Below are 17,478 nucleotides of genomic sequence, written 5' to 3' on the forward strand. Positions count from 1 at the left end.
GGCCGGTCGATCGGGGGCCATCGCCGGCGGTCGAGGGCCAACCATACGGACCCCGAGGTCAGAGACTCAACAACGCCGGTGGACGAGCCTCGGGACAACCTGTGGATCCCGGTGGACAGCATGTGCGCAGCGTGTGCACAGCCTGTGGACAACCATTGGGGAATTCTCGGCCGAAAGCCGCTGACCTGCGAATACGCGCTCCCCAGCCTGTGGAGGAGAATATTTCGGTCGGGCCTGTGACACGATCGTCCCGTACTATCTCCAGCGAACGGCTACACCTGGACAGCGGATTCCGCTTTCGGTTCAGAAGGGTCACACTCCGGCCGTGAGTTACCGGGACTGGGGACGCGGCGATGGCAGCCCGCGCGAGCGCCAGCCAACCGCCTCGTGGGGTGAGCGCGCGGCGTCCGTTCCGGTCGATCCGTACGACGAGGAGGGGCGCTACCGCACCTCCAGCCGGCGGCGTGCGTTCGACCGCGGCCAGGATGAGCCGGTCGACGCCTACCTGCCCCGCTGGGCGCTGGAGTCGGGGGTCCGGCACGCTGACGGTGGCGGTCGCCACGCGGCCCCGGACGAGGACGAGCGCGAGCCCGAGCGGCCGACGTCCGGTGCCGGCCGACGCTCCGCCGAGTCGTCGGGCGGTCGGCGGCGGGGCTGGGAAGCTGGTCGGCGGGAGCAGGCCGCGATCGGCCCAGCTCCCGACTCGGACCACACCAGAGAGTGGACGCTCGACCGGCCGCAGGAGCAGGGGTACGCCGGCCGCCGACGGGCCGATGCCGGGGAGGGCGAGCCGGTCTCCGGTGCCGTCTCCGACCGGCGTCCTCGCCGTGCCCCCGTTGGCCACCCCCAGGTGATCTGGTCGGGCGGCGATCTGGAGGCCGCCCCGGCCGAGCAGGTGCCGGATCAGGAGCCGAGCCGTCGCAGCCGGCGCAGCCGCCGGGCGGCGGAGGAGTCCTGGGCCCGTCCGGCGGCCGACCCGTGGGCCCGCGGGTCGGACCGGGTGGCTGAACCCGAACCGTCGTACCCGCCTGCCGTGGATCCTTGGGACGCTTCGGGCGTGCACGCGTGGCCGCCGGCGTCCGGCGCGGATGGCGGGGATCTGAGCGGGCAGTGGTCGGCGGTCGAGAGCGTCGGTGGTTGGGAGCGGTCCGACCGCACCGGCCAGTGGGAGCGGTCCGCGATCGAGGATGACGAGTGGGACCGTACGCTGGCGCCGCGCTCCGACCGCTCGGTGGCCGCGGAGGGGTGGCCAAGCCGGGACGACGGATTCTGGTCCGGCACTCGGCTGGCCGATGACGATCCGCGGTGGACGGATTCGTCGACGTCGGCGCCCCGGTCTCCGGTGGTGGGATACACCGCGCCGCGACCGCGCAGCATGCCGGTGCCGCCGCCTGGGCGTGCGCCACGTCGTCGGGCGGACCGGCCGGTGGTGGGGACGGCGTCGGTGCGTCGGCGGGTCGAGTCGGCGGCCACGGGTGCCTGGGCGCGGCGGCTGGAGGACGACCTGCTGGACCCGGATCCGGGTGGGTCGGTCCGGCCGCTGCTGTACACGGCTGCCTGTTACCTGGTGCCGGCGATGATGATCTTCGTCTGGTTGTTGACGTTGGACAGCCAGGCGCCGGCCGGATGTGTGACCGACATCAGCGGGGGCGGGTGTGACTCGGCCCGGTCACGTGCGTTGGAGTCGCTCCTCGCCGGTTCGCCGCGCTTCGGGTTGGCGCTGGTGAGCAGTCTGGTGGTGGCGGCGCTGCTGCGTCGGGTGGGCACGACGTGGCGTTCGGCGACGATCGCGCTCGCCGCCGCGGTGGTGGGCGGCGGCCTCTCCACGGTGCTGATCAGCGCGGTGACGGGGCAGCCCATCGGTTGACCCGGTGGCGGGTCACGGTCGCGGCGGGCGGCGGGGTGGGTCGCAGCGGGCGGGCGGGTCAGGTCAGCTCGGGCACCGTCGGGTTGGACGACGTACGCACGAGGGCCCGCACCGATCGCTCGGCGCGGGCCCTCGTGGTGGTGTTGCGGACGTCAGCCCTGAACGACGTTCAGGTTGAACGACGCGGTCACCTCGGGGTGCAGCTTGATCTTCACCGGGTAGGTGCCGGTCGACTTGATGTGACCGGGCACCTCCAGCCGACGCCGGTCGAGGACCGGGCCGCTGGCCGCCTTGACGGCGTCCACGATCTCGGCCGGGGTGACCGAGCCGAAGAGCCGTCCGCCGTCGCCGGCGCGGACCTTCAGGTTGACCTTGAGACCCTCGAGCTGAGCCTTGACCTCGTTGGCGTGGTCGAGGTCGCGGATCTCGCGGGCCGAACGGGCCCGCTTGATGACCGTGACCTGCTTTTCCGCGCCCTTGGTCCAGGCGATCGCGAAGCCCTGCGGCAGCAGGTAGTTACGGCCGTAGCCGTTCTTGACCTCGACGATGTCGCCCGGGGCACCGAGGCCGGACACTTCCTGAGTCAGGATGATCTTCATATCGGTGCCTCCTCTCAGCGGGTGGTGGCCGTGTACGGCAGGAGCGCCATCTCACGGGCGTTCTTGACCGCACGGGCGATCTGCCGCTGCTGCTGCGAGGTCACGCCGGTCACCCGCCGAGCGCGGATCTTGCCGCGGTCGGAGATGAACTTGCGCAGCAGCGCGGTGTCCTTGTAATCGATATAGGTGATCCCGTCCTTGTCGAGCGGGTTCACCTTCTTCTTCGGCTTGCGAAGTGCCGCAGCCTTGGCCATTGCACGTGCTCCTGGTTTGCGATCGCGGGCGCTCGGCGCCATTAGAACGGAGGCTCCTCGTCGAAGTTGCCGCCCGATCCAGCACGCGCGGGAGAGGGAGCAGCCGAAGCCCAGGGGTCGTCGAAGTTGCCTCCGCCGCCGCCCTGGTTGCCACCGCCACCGCCACCGAAGCCGCCGCCACCGCCACCGGAGCGGGACATCTTCTGCACCTTTGCCGTGGCGTAGCGCAGCGACGGGCCGATCTCGTCGACCTCAAGCTCGATGACAGTGCGCTTCTCGCCCTCGCGGGTCTCGTAGGACCGCTGACGCAGCCGGCCCGACACGATCACCCGAGCGCCACGCTGCAGCGACTCGGCGACGTGCTCGGCAGCCTGCCGCCACACGGTGCAAGCGAGGAACAGCGGCTCGCCGTCCTTCCATTCGTTCGACGCCTTGTCCATGAAACGGGGCGTCGAAGCGACTCGGAATTTGGCGACCGCAGCCCCGGAGGGGGTGAACCGCAACTCGGGGTCATCGGTCAGATTGCCGATGACCGTGATGGTGGTGTCTCCTGCCATGACCATCTCCTCGCGCACTCAGCGTCTCGTCGTACAGGCTCGCAGAGCCGTACGACAGAGTCGCGGAGGCTGATCCGGGCGAACCGGGTTGAATGGTTAGCGCATCTCCGGCCGGATGACCTTGGTGCGCAGCACGGACTCGTTGAGGCGGAGCTGACGGTCCAACTCAGCCACGGCAGCAGGCGTGGCCTGCAGGTCGACGACGGCGTAGATGCCCTCGGCCTTTTTGTTGATCTCGTACGCGAGGCGCCGGCGGCCCCACACGTCGGTCTTCTCAACCGAGCCACCCGCGGTCCGAATCACGTTCAGGTACGTGTCGAGCGACGGGGCGACGGTGCGCTCCTCGAGGCTGGGGTCGAGGATCACCATGATCTCGTAATGACGCAAGACGTGCTCACCTCCTGTGGGCTAAGCGGCCACGGTCCTTCCGTGGCAGGAGGTCGTGCGTCGCTGCCCGCACGCGCCGGGGGAACCCGGCCGGACGCGGACAACCTGACCAGGATACCCGGTCCGAACGATCATGCCCGGGGTGGTCGGGTCCGCACCCGGACGTGCTGACGGGGGTCCACCGTCCGACCGCTCAATCGGCCGGTGGTGGACCCCCGTCTACAAGGCCGCGGGGCGTCCGGTCCGCATTCCTTGGGTGGGACCTGGGGAGGAACGACCACACCGATGAGGTTGGACCGAAGACGCCCCGCGGAGCTTTATCGTGTTGTTATCTGACGATACAACAGCAGTCGTACCTTGTCGGGGGGAAAAGACCAAATTTCCGAGATTCTTCATCGGTCGATACCCGGTCTGCGATGGGTCCCCCCGCTGCGCCGGGCCGCGCGGCGGGGGTGACCTCGCTGTCGGCCGTCGACCACTGACCGCCTGGTGCGAGGCTCGCGCCGCTGGCGGCACCGGATGCTGGTCGTCGGTTCAAACCCATCAACGATCGTCGGTCCGTCCAGTGACGCGACACCGCCCCGGCCGTCGCCCCGGCCGTCGGGGTCGCGACGTAGGCTCGCTCGCATGCGTATCGGAGCCCACGTCGATTCGACCGACCCGCTGGCGGAGGCGGCCGCCCGGTCCGCCGACACCGTGCAGTTCTTCCTCTCCGACCCACAGGGGTGGAAGGCGCCCAAGCCTCGGGAAGATGCCGAACGGCTGCGCGCGGCCGAGGTCGACCTCTACGTGCACGCGCCCTACGTCATCAACGTGGCCACCCTCAACAACCGCATCCGGATCCCGAGCCGAAAGCTGCTGCTCGGACACGCCAACGCGGCCGCCGCCATCGGCGCCAAGGGTCTGATCGTCCACGGCGGGCACGTCAACGCCGGCGACGACCTGGCCGTCGGCTTCGACAACTGGCGCAAGACCTTCGCGTACGCGGCCGACTCCGGTGGCTTCGGCGTGCCGGTCCTGATCGAGAACACTGCCGGCGGCGACAACGCCTGCGCCCGGCGCCTGGACGCGCTCGCCCGACTCTGGGACGCGATCGGCGACCACGAGGTCGGCTTCTGCCTGGACACCTGCCACGCGTACGCGGGCGGCGAGGAGCTGCTCGGCCTGGTCGACCGGGTCAAGGCGATCACCGGGAGGATCGACCTGGTGCACGCCAACAACTCCAAGGGCGCGTTCAACTCCGGCCAGGACCGGCACGACAACCTGGGCGGCGGGACGATCGACCCCGAGCTGGTGGTGGCGGTGATCCGGGCGGCCGGCGCGCCGGTGGTCGTCGAGACGCCAGGCGGCGTGGCTGGCCAGGGCGCCGACATCGACTTCCTGCGTGAGCAGCTCGGAGCGGAGAGCCCGGCGGCATGACGAGCGGACAGCCCGGGACCGGCAACGCCCGGCCCACCCCCACCGGCGCGGACGCCGAGGTTCGGCCCGCCACCAGTGCCGCGACGGGCGCCCCCATCCAGCCGGCCCGCGGCTCCGACCAGGCTCCGCACAAGGCCCCTGTCGGGACCACCGCGGACCATTCGCCACCGGCCGACAGTGCGAAGACGGGAACCACCCCGACCGGCGACCCCGAGACCGAACCCGCGCAGGGCGGACCCGCGCAGGGCGGACCCGCGCAGGGCGCGGCCCGGCGCGGCGACGAGGAGGACCTCGCAGCCAAGCAGAGCACCGCCGCCAAGCAGAGCGACAGCGCGGCCAAGCAGGCCAGCAGCGGCAAGGGCAGCGACCCGGCCAAGGACGACGCGACCAAGGGCAGCGGCCCGGTGACCGACGCGACCAAGGACAGCAGCCCGGCCAAGGACGACGGCACGACGGACAACACGGCGAAGGACGGCGACGCGGCCAAGAGCGCGAAGGCGGGTGACGCCGACAGTCCGGACAAGGCTGACGGCGAGGCGAAGCCCGTCACCCCGGAGCGTTGGGAGGCGTTCGCCTCTGCCCCTGAGCCGAAGCCCTCCATGGCCACCCGGGCCACCCGGGCCGTCGGTCGGTTCCTGGCCCACGAGTGGACCCTGGCCACCCTGGGCGCGTTGGCACTGGCCGTGCTGATGACCTGGCCGACGCTGCGCTATCCGCGCTACACGCTCCCCCAGGACTACTGGGACCCCAGCCTGCAGGCCTGGCAGATGGCCTGGTCCGGGCACATTCTGCTGGCCGACCCGGCCCGCCTGTGGCAGTCCAACACGTTCTTCCCCGAGCTGTGGAGCTTCGCGTTCTCCGACACGCTGCTCGGGTACGCCCCGGCCGGGATGCTCGGCAGCGGTCCCGAGGACGCGGTGCTGCGCTACAACATCATGTTCGTGCTGGCGCACGCGCTCGCCACACTGGGGGCGTACGCGCTGGCCCGACAGCTCGGGGCGGGCCGGATCGGTGCCGCCGTCGCTGGGGTGAGCTACACCTACGCGCCGTGGCTGCTGGCCCAGGCCGGGCACCTGCACGTGCTCTCCAACGGCGGGATTCCGCTGGCGCTGGCTATGTTGGCGCGCGGGCACGGTTGGTCGCTGCGACACGGCTACCGGCCGGAACGCCGGCACGACGGTTGGGTCTACGCGGGTTGGCTGGTGGCGGCCTGGCAGCTCAGCCTCGGTTTCGGCATCGGGCTGCCGTTCGCGTACGTCCTGGCCGGCGCGGTGCTGGTCGCGGCCGTCCTCTTCGCCGTGCGGCGACTGCGCACCGGCCAGGCCGTTCCGTTCGGTCGCCGGTTGTTCGCCGCCGACGTGCTCGGCGGGGTGTTGTTCGCCAGTGTGGGTCTGCTGATGGCGTTCCCGTTCTTCAAGGTGACCGAGCTGCACCCGTACGCCGAACGCACCGTCGCCGACATCGGCCTCTTCTCGCCGCCGGCGTCGGGCTTCGTGACGGCGCCCGCCGAGTCGCGCATCTGGGGTGGACTGCACGAGGGGGCCCGGGCGGCGCTGCCGTGGCACCCGGAGATGACCCTGCTGCCGGGCTTCGTGCTCTACGCGCTCGCCGCGGGCGGGCTGTTCTTCTCGGTCTGGCGGCTGCGGCACCGACTGCTGCTGCTCGCCGGGGTGCTGCTGACGATGGTCTTCGCGATGGGCACCCGCTTCTTCGACGGCACCTTCACCTACGTGCCGCTCTTCGAGCACGTGCCGGGCTGGAGCGCGCTGCGTACCCCTGGGCGGTTGATGCTCTGGACCACGTTGCTGCTCGGCCTGCTCGCGGCGGGCGCGGTCACCGCGCTCACCGACCGGGTCCGTGAGTTGACCGCGCAGCGGATCCCGTCGTGGCCGGGGCCGTGGCTGCGGATGGCCACCCTGCTGCCGCTGCTGCTGGTCACCGTCGAGGGTCTGAACACGACCCCGCATCCGGTGGTGCCGACCCAACCGGCCGCGATGCGCTCGGCGGAGGGTCCGCTCCTGGTCCTGCCCAGCAACCAGAGCCTGGACCAGCACGTGATGCTCTGGTCGACCAGCGGGTTCCCCGACGTGGTCAACGGCGGTAGCGGCTTCACTCCGCGCCAGCTCGACGACGTCCGTCGGGTGAGCCAGTCGTTCCCCGACCAGACCAGCGTCGACTACCTGCGCACGCTCGGCGTCCGCACGGTGGTGCTGCTGCGCAGCCAACTGGCCGGCACACCCTGGGAGATCACCATCAACGCGCCGGTCGAGTCGCTCGGCATCACGCGACAGGAGATCGGCGAGGCGGTCGTCTTCCGGCTGTGAAACCCCGAGCGGTTGGTTGACCAGAAGCTCGGCCAGGGGGTCGGCACGCGGATGAAACAACGTTTCCCCACCGGCGGCGTGCCGACGTGATGGCAGTTTGATGGCCTGCTTGCCTAGCGTCGCTGGCTCAGCCCGTTCACGTCGGCCCCTTCGGTCGGTCGACGGTTCGACGAAGGAGACAGATGACGAAGCCAGAGGTGTCTCAGCCACACCGCCGTTCGTGGCACTCCCGACTGCTGCTGGTGCTGGCGATGGGCCTCGCGATGGTCACGGGGTTCCAGGCGCCGGCGATGGCCGCCACGTCGGGCTGTGGCTCGGTCTGCGACGGCAAGGATCCCGACACGTACTTCGCGACGGTCGACGGGAAGGTCATGCGGTGCAACTTCATCGACGTCATCACCCCGTACAGCGCGACCAACGTCGAACTGCGCTACAGCCCCTTCTGCCGGACCGCGTGGGCGCGGCAGACCGACAGCTTCGGCTGGCTCTCCGGGGTGCTGGTCCAGAGCTACAACTCGAACGGGACGCTGCGTCGGACCGTTGACGACACGTCCACCTCGGGCTCCTGGTCGGCGATGGTCAACGACAAGGGCATGACCGCGCGGGCGTGCTTCTACCAGTACGACACCGAGTGGGACTACGAGGCCGGCAACCGCCGCATCCTTTACTGTACGGCGCGCTACTGACACCTGTCGTACGACGGGAACGCCACCGGCGGCCGGAGCGTGGCGCTCCGGCCGCCGTGGTGTCTAACGCGCGTGGTGTCTAGCGTGTGTGACCCAGAGCCGGCGTCGCCTCGACCTGGACGGCCTGTCGAACTCGCCAGCGGTCGAGCCAGGGAGCGTCGGGTGCGCCGTCGAGCACGCCGCCGTCCGGGTCGTCCGGGTAGGTCGCGCGCACCGCGTCCCGCTCCGGGTGCAGGATCTCCTTGACCACCAGCACGCAGAGCACCACGACGGTGGCCAGCCGCAGCGTCGAGGCCAGCACGAACACCCCCTCCGGGAAGACCGGACGGCTGGTCGCCGCACCGAGCAACTCCCCGTAGAAGGCGACGAAGTAGCAGACCTCGGCGATCTGCCAGGCCACGAACGCCCCCCACTTCGGCCGGGCCAGCACCACCAGTGGGAGCAGCCAGAGCACGAACTGCTGAGACCAGACCTTGCTGAAGATGAGGAACGCCGCCACCACCAGGAAGGCGAGCTGACCCAGCCGCGGTCGACGCGGTGCGCGCAGCGCCAGCACGGCCACGCCGAGGCAGGCCAGCCCGAACAGCGCGTACGAGAGGGTGTTGAGGGTGGGGATGTTGACGTTCAGCCACTCGAACGGGCCGAGCTGGGCGGGGTCGTTGCCGACCTTGCCGTCCAGATAGCGCCCGATGTACCAGAGCGTGCCCCAGTCGATCGGCCGGGTGGTGTTCAGCTCGAAGAACCGGTCCCAGTTCTCCGGGTACGCCCGCGCGGCCGGCAGGTTCACCAGCACCACGGCGGCGATCGCCGTGCCGATGGCGATGAGCGCGGCGCGGACCCGGTTGGCCCGCAGCGCCAGGATGAGGATCGGTCCGAGCAGGAACAGCGGCCACAGCTTCGCCGCACCGGCCAACCCGAGCAGTACGCCGGCCGCCACGGGTCGTTTTCGGGCCCAGGCCAGCAGGCCGAAGGCGGCCAGGCCGATGGCGAGCAGGTCCCAGTTGACGGTGGCGGTGAGCACCAACGCCGGTGCGAGGGCGAACATCGCCGCGTCCCAGGGTCGTCGGCGGCGCAACGCCAGGATCACCGCCACCGTGGCGACCGCGAGTGCGCCCAGCACCAGCGCGTTGAGGTTGTAGAACCACTGGCCCTGGTTGATGCTGGGGTCGTCGTCACCGATGGCGTGCACCGGCAGGCCCAGCGCCCCCATGAAGTAGCCGGTGAGCACCGGGTACTCGACCGGGTGGTCGCGGTAGGGCACCTTGCCCTCGTTGAGCCCTTCGGCGTAGTAGAGGGCGAGGACGTCGGTGTAGCAGAACCGGGTGTACTGGACGTTGTTCTGCCAGGCGCCGTTCTGGCAGGGCGACTTCTGCACCCAGTGCAGCGCCAGCGTGAGACACACCAACGCCAGCACGATCCGCACGGCGGTCCAGAAGCGACGCTCCCCACCGGCCGGCCGGTCCAGCGCGGTCGCGTGGTCGCCCAGCGGGCCGCCGATGACGCTGGAGATGCCGCGAACGAACCCGTCGGAGCGGGACGGGTGATCAGTGGTTCCGGCGTCGTCGATGCCGGGCGTCGACTGGGTGCTCATGAAGAGGCATCCTGCCGTACGACAGGGGTGCCCGTCCCGTCCCGGCGCGGAGTTCCGGGTACGAAAACGCCGCCGCCGGCCGGACAGGTCGTCCGGCCGACGGCGGCGTTGTGCGGTGGTGCGGGTCAGTCCCGGTTGGGTGGCAGGCCGGGTAACACCCCGCCACCACCACCTCCGCCGGGATTGCCGCCGGGGTTACCGCCGGGATTGCCCCCAGGGTTGCCGCCGGGATTGTTGCCCCCGGGGTTGCAGAAAATATCGATCAACGGGTTACAGGGGGTGCCCTGGCCGGGCTGACCGCCCGGGTTGGTCGGCGGCGGTGGCGGCGGCTCCTTGCCGTTGCCCTTCGTGACGTCACCCTCGCCGGTGACGCTGGGCAGGGGAATCTCCTCCTGGCCCTTGAGTGCGATGTTCATGTACTTCTCCCAGATCGGGCCGGGGAGCGTCGAACCGCCGATGTCCTTACCGCTGGCGAGCCGGATCTGCGGCTTCCTCGGGTCTCGGCTGCCCACCCACACCGCGGTGGCGTTCTGCGGGGTGTAGCCGACCGTCCAGGCGTGCGAGTTGTCCTTGTCGTCGTACTCCCAGGTGCCGGTCTTGGCGGCGGCCTGGCGGCCGTTTTCCAGGGAGATGTTGTTCGGCCGGGGGATCTGCTTCAGAACGCCGGTGACCTCGTCGGTGATCTTCTTGGGGATCCGCTGCTCCGGCTTGATGCGCTCGCTGCCGACCACCTTCCACTTACCGGTGTCCTTGTCCTGCTGCTCCACCTTGATTACGAAATGGGCCTTGATGTACTTGCCGTCGTTCGCGAACGTCGCCATGGCGTTGGCGTGGTCGAAGACGGTGATCGGGTACTTACCGAAACCGGTGTAGTTGTCGAACGGGGTCTTCTGCCCCTTCTTCGACAGGTCGAATGCCTTCGGCGGGTCGACACCCCACATGGTGGTCACGCCGGCCTTCCGGGCCATGTCGACGACCTTGTCGGCACCGATCTCGTCGGTGACCCAGTAGAAGGGCACGTTGTACGACTGGACCGTCGACTCTTCGAGGGTGCACCACTTGCCGCACTTGAGGTTGGTGCGGTTGGCGTTTCCGATCGCCACCGCGGAGCCCTCGGGCTTGTACGGCGTCGGGTCCCAGTGCGACTTGACCGAGATACCGGCCTCGATCGCGGCGGCCAGGGTGTACACCTTCATCGACGAGCCCGGCTGGTGTCCACCGGTCAGGTCGCCGTTCTTGTCGATGTTCTTGCCGGCGTAGTCGAAGTCGGCGCCGCTGTCACCGCCGTAGTAGGCGAGCACACGACCCTTCGACGGGTCGATCGACACCACAGCCGCCATCAGGTTCTTCGGCTGGTCGTTGAGCTCCGAACCCTTCTTCGACTGCATCGCGGTGTTCTCCGCGGCGGCCTGGAGCTTCGGGTCGATGGTGGTGGTGATCCGGTAGCCGCCGTCCCGCAGCGCGTCGACGCAGCTCGTCTTGCCCTCCGCGCCGCTGTCGGAGCAGAGCCCCATCTCGTCCATCTCTTGCCGCACGTAGTTGATGACGTTGCCGCGCGGGCTGTCGACACCGAAGCCGACGCCGTCCTTCTTGGGCGGCAACACCTTGGGGTATTCGGTCGGTGCCGGTTCCCGACCGGGGGCGTCCAGCCAGCCCTCCTTCTTCATCCCGTCGATCACGTAGTCCCACCGGGTCTTGGCGTCGGTCGGGTTGACCGCCGGATCGTAGCCCCGGTGGGTGTCGGTCGCCTGCGGCTGCTTGATCAGCGCGGCCAGCACCGCTCCCTCGGCGACGGTGAGCTTGATGGCCGGCTTGCCGAAGTAGGTCTGCGCCGCCGCCTCGATGCCGTACGCGCCACGACCGAAGTAGATGACGTTCAGGTAGTGCTGCATGATCTCTGGCTTGCTGTACTTGTCGTTCAGCTTGGAGGCGAGGATGGCCTCCTTCACCTTCCGGCCGTACGTGTCGTCCTTGAGGTTCTCGAACGCGTTGCGGGCGTACTGCTGGGTGATCGTCGAGGCACCCTGCTTGTCGCCGTTGGAGACGTTGTTCCACGCGGCCCGGACGATGCCCTTGTAGTCGACCCCCGAGTGCCGGTAGAAGTTCCGGTCCTCCGCCGCGGCGACCGCGTCCTGCACGTGCTGCGGGATCTGCTGGATGGTAACGAAGCTGCGGTTCTCGCTGCCCAGCTTGGCGAGCTGCGTCTTGCCGTCCTTGGCGTACACCGTGGTGGAGAGCGGCAGTGGCATCTCGTTCGGCATGACCACGTTGGTCGAGTAGTAGGTGAAGGTCACCACACCGAGGCCGGCGAGCATGATGAAGACCGCGAACCCGGCGATCAGCAGGTTCATCCGCTTGCGCTTCTTCGCCCGCGCCGCCGCCCCCGAGTCACCCGGACCGCGACCGCCCCGACCGGGACCACCCGGCCCGCCCGGTCCTCCTGGCCCGCCGGGGCCACCCGGCCCACCGGAGACCGGTGAGACGCTCGCCCGGGCGACCGCAGCGCGACCACCGACCGAGGCAGAGCCGACGCTGGCCCGGCCCGCCGAGGCGGCGCCGACCGAGGCGGCACCGACCACGGCCCGACCTGCCGGTGCGCCCGGCGCCGGGGAGACGGGCACCGAGGCCCGACCGGCGCCAGCGCGGCCGGCGGCCACACCCGGTGCCGGAGACACCGGCACCGAAGCGCGACCGGCCCGGCCCGAGGACGCCGAACCCATCGAGGCGGACCCGGCCGCCGCAGCGCCGCGTGGCGGCACCGAGGCCGACCCGCCGACGGTGGCGCGGCCACCGGGGGCTCGCGGGGTCACCGAGGCTCGGCCCGGGGTCGCCGCGCCGCCCTCCGAGGCTGACCAGCCGCTCCCGCCGGAGTCACCGCCGGGTCGGCGGTACGCGTCGTCCGCGCCCGGTCCGGGGTCACCGTCCGGACCCGGGTACGGGGTCCGTCCGCGCGCAGAACTGGGATCGCCGTACGAGTTCATTCCTCACACCCTGCCGGTCGCGGTGGGGCGCGAGTGCGCCGCCACCGGGTTGCCGTGAGTTGCTTCACCCGGGACGCCGGCACGGAGTTGCCAGCCGACCGGGGTCATTGCCGTATCAATCGGGTCAATCGGACCACCAAGCGGTCGACCGTCCCGGGTTTCGTCCACGGCCCCGGGGCCGGTCCAACCAGCTGAGATCACCGTTGCGCCTCTCGCCTCCGCCGCCCGGCGCCTTCGGCGCCCGCCGCGTCCTGCTCGCTGGTGCCGTCGCTGTCACCGGCCAGACCGTCCCGGCCGAGCAGGTACTGCTCGACGAGATGGTTCCAGTCACAACCGAGGCACACCTCCACCACGAACACCTGGAACTCACGCAGCGTCATCGCCAGCACGGGCAACTCGGCCAGTGTCCGTGCCTGCCCGGCGGACTGCTTGAGTTCGTCGCCGTAAATGTAGTGGACGAGGGTCAGGTTTTCGCTGCGGCAGATCGGGCAGCGCCGGTCGGTCGGCTCTCCGTGAAACCGCGCGGCGTTCTTCAGGTACGGCGACGCGTCGCAGACGTCGTACGTGCCGACACGGCCGGCCAGGAGCTCACGCAGCACTGCTCGCTTCTGAAGCGAGTAGTCGACGACCTGGCGCTGCGTACGCATGCGGAGAAGGGTACGCGGTCCGGCCCGAGCAGGCGACCATGCTCACAATCCGTGACGACACCACCCCGGAACGGGGGTTTGCCCTGGCTCGCGCGACCCGCTAACGTGCGATGTATCGGTCCGATACATCGCGGCGGTTACGTCTCCACGCCGGAGGGTAAAGAGAGGGTGGCCAGTGCTCGACTTCGCCATCCTCGGCCTCCTGCAGGAGTCTCCGATGCACGGCTACGAGCTGCGCAAGGAGCTGACCGCCAAACTCGGCGCGATCCGGGCGGCAATCAGCTACGGCTCGCTCTACCCGACGCTACGCAGACTGCAGGCGGCGGGATGGATCACCGAAGCTGCTGAGACACCCGCCACTGCCGAGGAGGTTCCCGCGCTGACCAGCCGACGAGGTCGGGTGGTCTACAAAATCACCGCGGAAGGCAAGGAACGCTTCGCCCAGCTGATCGCGCAGGCCGGGCCCGAGACGTACGACGACACGGGCTTCGGCGTGCACTTCGCGTTCTTCGCCCGGACCGACCAGGCGACCCGACTACGCATTCTGGAGGGTCGTCGCCGCAAGATCGAGGAGCGTCGCGAAGGGCTTCGTGACGTGCTGGGCCGGGCGGCCGAGCGCCTCGACGCTTACACGCTGGAACTGCAGCGCCACGGTCTTGATGCCTGTGAGCGCGAGGTCCGCTGGCTGGAGGAGCTCATCGCCAACGAGCGCTCCGGCCGAGCCCCGACGGTCCCGAACATCGGGACAGCCGGCGGCCGACGAGAAGACAACAGCCCGCCTCCGCCTGGAGAGACCAGGAATGAGCGGCCGTGACAGAAAAGAAGGAGGCAGACGCTATGGGCTCCGTCCGCGTCGCCATCGTCGGTGTGGGTAACTGCGCCTCGTCCCTGGTTCAGGGCGTCGAGTACTACCGGAACGCCAACCCGAACGACCGCGTCCCGGGTCTCATGCACGTCGCCTTCGGCGACTACCACGTCAACGCCGTGGAGTTCGTCGCGGCATTCGACGTGGACGCCAAGAAGGTGGGCATGGACCTCGCGGAGGCGATCGTCGCCAGCGAGAACAACACCATCAAGCTCTGCGACGTGCCGCCCACCGGCGTCAGCGTGCAGCGCGGTCCGACCTTCGACGGCCTGGGCCAGTACTACCGCGAGATCGTCGAGGAGTCGGACGCCACCCCGGTCGACGTGGCGCAGGCGCTGCGTGACGCGCAGGTCGACGTCGTCGTCTGCTACCTGCCGGTCGGCTCCGAGCAGGCCGCCAAGTTCTACGCCCAGGCCGCGATCGACGCCGGTTGCGCGTTCGTCAACGCCCTGCCGGTCTTCATCGCGTCCGACCCCGAGTGGGCCCAGAAGTTCACCGACGCTGGCCTGCCGATCGTCGGTGACGACATCAAGAGCCAGGTCGGCGCCACCATCGTGCACCGCGCCCTCGCGAAGCTCTTCGAGGACCGCGGCGTTGAACTGCTGCGCACCTACCAGCTCAACTTCGGCGGCAACATGGACTTCATGAACATGCTGGAGCGTAAGCGGCTGGTCTCCAAGAAGATCTCGAAGACCCAGTCGGTCACCTCGCAGATCCCGCACGAGATGAGCAAGAGCGACGTGCACATCGGCCCGTCGGACCACGTGCCGTGGCTGGACGACCGCAAGTGGGCGTACATCCGCCTGGAGGGCCGTTCGTTCGGTGACACCCCCCTCAACGCCGAGCTCAAGCTCGAGGTGTGGGACTCGCCGAACTCGGCCGGCGTGATCATCGACGCGGTCCGGGCCGCGAAGATCGCCCTGGACCGGAAGATCGGCGGCCCGATCCTGTCGGCCTCGTCGTACTTCATGAAGTCCCCGCCGGTGCAGTACGCCGACCACGACGCCCACCAGGCTGTCGAGGAGTTCATCGCCGGTGAGGTCACCCGCTGACCCGCTGAGCACCAAGCACGGCCGAGGGCCGGGTCCGAACGGACCCGGCCCTCGCCACGTTCAGTGCCTCGCCATCCGGTACGCCGATCTGCTCACTTCCAGGTCGGCTTGCCCTGCTCAGCCCTGGCAGCCCGCTTCGCCCTGCGCTGCTCGGGCGACTCTGCGCCACGAGCCGCCGCGCCAGCGGAGGAGGGCAGGATCCCCGGGTTGACCTGGCCGATGCCGATCACGAATGCCACCACGTCGATGATGATGTGAGTGGTCCGGGCGGCGTAGACGGAGATGACGTCGGTCCAGTTCTGGTCGTAGCCGACCCCCGACATGAACGAGTTCGAGATCACCTGGTTGGTCAGGTAGTTGATCGTCGAGAAGTTCGTCGGGCGCGGCCCGCCGTACGGGAAAATCTGCACGAACCCCCCGGCAACCGCGCTCGTCACCGTGAGGTTGCCGAAGAGGGCGTCGCTGAAGTACGCGAAGTCGTCCAGGTTGATGTGGATGGTCTGGCCGTCCCGCAGGCGACCCGAGCTGTCCAGGGTGGTCGACGAGGCGTTCAGGATCCGGGTACGCGACGACGCCGCACGGGTGTCGACGACCCGCTGCGGCATGATCGGGACGATCTGGTTCGAGTTGCCGGTGGTGTGCACGTACTCCAGGTAATTGCCGCCGCCGTACGCGGCGACCACCTGGAGGTTGCCGTACGTGTCCATGCCGATCGAGCCGCCGGGCGAGTCGCCGTGCAGGGCATCGCCGATCGGCGTCAGCTGCAGCGCCGGCCGGGCCAGCACGGTGCCATCCGGGGCGGTGGTCTTGCTCGTGCTCGTCAGCTGCAGGGTGGCACCGGTCCCGTTGCCGACCAGAGCTGTGGTGGCGTTGCCGGCGAGGTTGCCGGTACCCAGGATCAGCGGGTCGCCGGGCGCGGCCTGAGCGGGCGCGGCGGCGCCCACCACGGCGGTGCCGGCAACGCCGGCCGCGACGGTGCCGGCGCGGCGCAGCAGCCGGCGGCGGTCGACAGTCTTGTCCTGATTCTCGGTCATTCTTCCCCCGCAAGAGTTGGTTGAATGACCGATCATGCCGCTTGTGATAGGCCGCCCACATCGACCGATTGGTCGACAAACCACGATCCGGATCGATCCCGGCGGACCGGTCAGGACCACGCCTGCTGCAGGGCCACCCGGGCCTCCAACTCCAGCAGGTGCACCTTGCGCGGGAGGCCACCCCCGAAGCCGACCAGCTTGCCGCCCGCCCCGACGATCCGGTGACACGGCACGATCACCGGGACCGGGTTGCGGTTGCAGGCCACTCCCACCGCCCGTGCCGCCCCGGGGTCGCCGACCAGTCGGGCCACCTCGCCGTACGTCAGCGTCCCTCCGTAGGGAATCCGCGTCATCTCCCGCCACACGGCGCGCTCGAAGTCGGAGCCGCGCGGCACCGACACCGGGACGGTGAACCGGGTCAGCTCACCGGCGAAGTACGCCCGCAGCTCATCGACGGCCTGCCGGGACAGCGCGTCGTCGGGCTCCTCGGTGGCCGCCTCGACCCGCCCGAAATGCGCGCCGCGCACGCTGGTGCCGTCGGTGGCGACGGAGAACTCACCGATTGGTGAGTCGAGGACGGTCCAGCGCATCCACCCATTGTCCCCGACCCTTGCCGGTGCTGGCCGACCCCGGCCCACACTGTCGCGCCGAGCGACCCCGCGTTGCGCGTCGTCGATACCGTGCAGGTCGTGGCAACGGGGACGCTCATTTTTCTGATCATCGGCGGGGCGGGCATCGGCGTGCTCGCCCTCGCGCTGCTCGGCACCGAGCTGTTCCAGTTCGGGCACGCCGACGTGGACGGTCCGATCTCGGTCGAGACCGTCGCCGGTTTCGCCGGCGCGTTCGGGTTCGGCGCGGCCATCGTCAACGAACTGCTCGGTGCGCGTACCTCGGGCATGATCGTCGGTGCGGCGGCCGGCGGCGTGCTCGCGGCCGTGCCCACCGCCTGGTTGGCCGCCCGGCTGAGCCGGGCGGCGCGGAACATGCGCACCGACCCCACCCCCACCCGCGACGACCTGGTCGGGGCGCTCGGCCTGGTCGTCACCCCGGTGCCGGTCGACGGTTACGGCGAGGTCCGGGTACGCCTCGCCGGCCAACCCGTCAAGCTCAGCGCCCGTGCGGACCAGCCGATACCGGTCGGCGCCCAGGTCTTCGTCGTGCAGGCACTCAGCGAGACCAGCGTGCACGTCGAAACCTACTGACATTTTCCTTCGT

At 69.8% G+C, this 17,478-nt stretch carries 17 protein-coding genes; 8 read left to right on the forward strand and 9 right to left on the reverse strand.

From position 1 onward, the window contains the following. Positions 1-325: 325 nt before the first annotated feature. Positions 326-1,867 carry a hypothetical protein gene (locus tag ACIBF8_RS14570; RefSeq protein WP_396783286.1) on the forward strand — a complete coding sequence of 514 codons (1,542 nt, stop codon included), beginning with the start codon at positions 326-328 and terminating at the stop codon, positions 1,865-1,867. A gap of 152 nt (positions 1,868-2,019) precedes the next feature. On the opposite strand, the gene rplI is transcribed toward ACIBF8_RS14570, so the two are convergent. The 4 genes from rplI to rpsF form a co-directional block, all read right to left on the reverse strand. Further along, positions 2,020-2,466 carry a 50S ribosomal protein L9 gene (gene rplI / locus ACIBF8_RS14575; RefSeq protein ID WP_030331806.1) on the reverse strand — a complete coding sequence of 149 codons (447 nt, stop codon included), beginning with the start codon at positions 2,464-2,466 and terminating at the stop codon, positions 2,020-2,022. Positions 2,467-2,480: 14 nt separating this feature from the next. After that, positions 2,481-2,720, reverse strand: a complete 240-nt coding sequence (gene rpsR / locus ACIBF8_RS14580) for a 30S ribosomal protein S18 (RefSeq protein WP_013289355.1) — start codon at positions 2,718-2,720, stop codon at positions 2,481-2,483. A 41-nt stretch (positions 2,721-2,761) separates the two neighbouring features. Beyond that, positions 2,762-3,295 (reverse strand): single-stranded DNA-binding protein, encoded by a 534-nt coding sequence (locus tag ACIBF8_RS14585; RefSeq protein WP_396783288.1) that lies wholly within the window; start codon positions 3,293-3,295, stop codon positions 2,762-2,764. Positions 3,296-3,373: 78 nt separating this feature from the next. Further along, a complete protein-coding gene (gene rpsF, locus ACIBF8_RS14590; protein WP_007073791.1) occupies positions 3,374-3,664 on the reverse strand; it encodes a 30S ribosomal protein S6 in 291 nt (96 codons plus the stop codon). A gap of 627 nt (positions 3,665-4,291) precedes the next feature. Between rpsF and ACIBF8_RS14595 the strand changes: the two genes are divergently transcribed. The 3 genes from ACIBF8_RS14595 (at position 4,292) to ACIBF8_RS14605 (ending at position 8,093) form a co-directional block, all read left to right on the forward strand. Then, the gene (locus ACIBF8_RS14595) at positions 4,292-5,083 is read left to right on the forward strand and encodes a deoxyribonuclease IV (RefSeq protein ID WP_396783290.1); all 792 of its coding nucleotides are present in this window, start codon (positions 4,292-4,294) and stop codon (positions 5,081-5,083) included. Beyond that, positions 5,080-7,407, forward strand: coding sequence for a hypothetical protein (locus ACIBF8_RS14600; protein WP_396783291.1), 2,328 nt, complete (start codon positions 5,080-5,082; stop codon positions 7,405-7,407). Before ACIBF8_RS14595 ends, ACIBF8_RS14600 begins: the two co-directional genes overlap by 4 nt. Positions 7,408-7,589: 182 nt before the next feature. After that, positions 7,590-8,093, forward strand: coding sequence for a DUF2690 domain-containing protein (locus ACIBF8_RS14605; protein ID WP_396783292.1), 504 nt, complete (start codon positions 7,590-7,592; stop codon positions 8,091-8,093). A 79-nt stretch (positions 8,094-8,172) separates the two neighbouring features. On the opposite strand, the gene ACIBF8_RS14610 is transcribed toward ACIBF8_RS14605, so the two are convergent. Together ACIBF8_RS14610 and ACIBF8_RS14615 are read right to left on the reverse strand one after the other, a co-directional pair. Next, complete coding sequence (locus tag ACIBF8_RS14610; protein WP_396783293.1) at positions 8,173-9,684, reverse strand: glycosyltransferase family 87 protein; 1,512 nt, start codon at positions 9,682-9,684, stop codon at positions 8,173-8,175. Between the two features lie 125 nt (positions 9,685-9,809). Beyond that, a complete protein-coding gene (locus tag ACIBF8_RS14615; protein WP_396783294.1) occupies positions 9,810-12,035 on the reverse strand; it encodes a transglycosylase domain-containing protein in 2,226 nt (741 codons plus the stop codon). Between ACIBF8_RS14615 and ACIBF8_RS14620 the strand changes: the two genes are divergently transcribed. Then, positions 11,998-12,723, forward strand: coding sequence for a hypothetical protein (locus ACIBF8_RS14620; protein WP_396783295.1), 726 nt, complete (start codon positions 11,998-12,000; stop codon positions 12,721-12,723). The genes ACIBF8_RS14615 and ACIBF8_RS14620 overlap by 38 nt on opposite strands. Before the next feature lie 139 nt (positions 12,724-12,862). Here ACIBF8_RS14620 and ACIBF8_RS14625 read toward each other — a convergent pair whose 3' ends face one another. After that, positions 12,863-13,312 carry a DUF5318 domain-containing protein gene (locus ACIBF8_RS14625; protein WP_396783296.1) on the reverse strand — a complete coding sequence of 150 codons (450 nt, stop codon included), beginning with the start codon at positions 13,310-13,312 and terminating at the stop codon, positions 12,863-12,865. A gap of 175 nt (positions 13,313-13,487) precedes the next feature. Here ACIBF8_RS14625 and ACIBF8_RS14630 point away from each other — a divergent pair, with 175 nt between their 5' ends. Then, positions 13,488-14,126, forward strand: a complete 639-nt coding sequence (locus ACIBF8_RS14630) for a PadR family transcriptional regulator (protein WP_396783297.1) — start codon at positions 13,488-13,490, stop codon at positions 14,124-14,126. Between the two features lie 23 nt (positions 14,127-14,149). Next, on the forward strand, positions 14,150-15,229 hold the full coding sequence (locus ACIBF8_RS14635; protein WP_238669615.1) for an inositol-3-phosphate synthase: 1,080 nt from the start codon (positions 14,150-14,152) through the stop codon (positions 15,227-15,229). 92 nt (positions 15,230-15,321) lie between these two features. On the opposite strand, the gene ACIBF8_RS14640 is transcribed toward ACIBF8_RS14635, so the two are convergent. Further along, positions 15,322-16,263 (reverse strand): hypothetical protein, encoded by a 942-nt coding sequence (locus tag ACIBF8_RS14640; protein WP_396783298.1) that lies wholly within the window; start codon positions 16,261-16,263, stop codon positions 15,322-15,324. Between the two features lie 110 nt (positions 16,264-16,373). Next, positions 16,374-16,853, reverse strand: coding sequence for a methylated-DNA--[protein]-cysteine S-methyltransferase (locus ACIBF8_RS14645; protein WP_396783299.1), 480 nt, complete (start codon positions 16,851-16,853; stop codon positions 16,374-16,376). Positions 16,854-16,943: 90 nt separating this feature from the next. Here ACIBF8_RS14645 and ACIBF8_RS14650 point away from each other — a divergent pair, with 90 nt between their 5' ends. Next, on the forward strand, positions 16,944-17,465 hold the full coding sequence (locus ACIBF8_RS14650; RefSeq protein ID WP_396783757.1) for a hypothetical protein: 522 nt from the start codon (positions 16,944-16,946) through the stop codon (positions 17,463-17,465). Positions 17,466-17,478: the final 13 nt, after the last annotated feature.

The sequence above is a fragment of the Micromonospora sp. NPDC050276 genome (assembly GCF_044459545.1).
In the GTDB taxonomy this organism is placed as follows: domain Bacteria; phylum Actinomycetota; class Actinomycetes; order Mycobacteriales; family Micromonosporaceae; genus Micromonospora.

Bases quoted from the DNA above. Each gene is read 5' to 3' on its own strand.
- ACIBF8_RS14595 (WP_396783290.1), top strand. From the start codon at position 4,292: ATGCGTATCGGAGCCCACGTCGATTCGACCGACCCGCTGGCGGAGGCG.
- ACIBF8_RS14605 (WP_396783292.1), top strand. From the start codon at position 7,590: ATGACGAAGCCAGAGGTGTCTCAGCCACACCGCCGTTCGTGGCACTCC.
- ACIBF8_RS14600 (WP_396783291.1), top strand. From the start codon at position 5,080: ATGACGAGCGGACAGCCCGGGACCGGCAACGCCCGGCCCACCCCCACC.
- ACIBF8_RS14635 (WP_238669615.1), top strand. From the start codon at position 14,150: ATGGGCTCCGTCCGCGTCGCCATCGTCGGTGTGGGTAACTGCGCCTCG.
- ACIBF8_RS14615 (WP_396783294.1), bottom strand. From the start codon at position 12,035: ATGAACCTGCTGATCGCCGGGTTCGCGGTCTTCATCATGCTCGCCGGC.
- rplI (WP_030331806.1), bottom strand. From the start codon at position 2,466: ATGAAGATCATCCTGACTCAGGAAGTGTCCGGCCTCGGTGCCCCGGGC.
- rpsR (WP_013289355.1), bottom strand. From the start codon at position 2,720: ATGGCCAAGGCTGCGGCACTTCGCAAGCCGAAGAAGAAGGTGAACCCG.
- ACIBF8_RS14610 (WP_396783293.1), bottom strand. From the start codon at position 9,684: ATGAGCACCCAGTCGACGCCCGGCATCGACGACGCCGGAACCACTGAT.
- ACIBF8_RS14625 (WP_396783296.1), bottom strand. From the start codon at position 13,312: ATGCGTACGCAGCGCCAGGTCGTCGACTACTCGCTTCAGAAGCGAGCA.
- ACIBF8_RS14645 (WP_396783299.1), bottom strand. From the start codon at position 16,853: ATGCGCTGGACCGTCCTCGACTCACCAATCGGTGAGTTCTCCGTCGCC.
- ACIBF8_RS14620 (WP_396783295.1), top strand. From the start codon at position 11,998: ATGATGAAGACCGCGAACCCGGCGATCAGCAGGTTCATCCGCTTGCGC.
- ACIBF8_RS14640 (WP_396783298.1), bottom strand. From the start codon at position 16,263: ATGACCGAGAATCAGGACAAGACTGTCGACCGCCGCCGGCTGCTGCGC.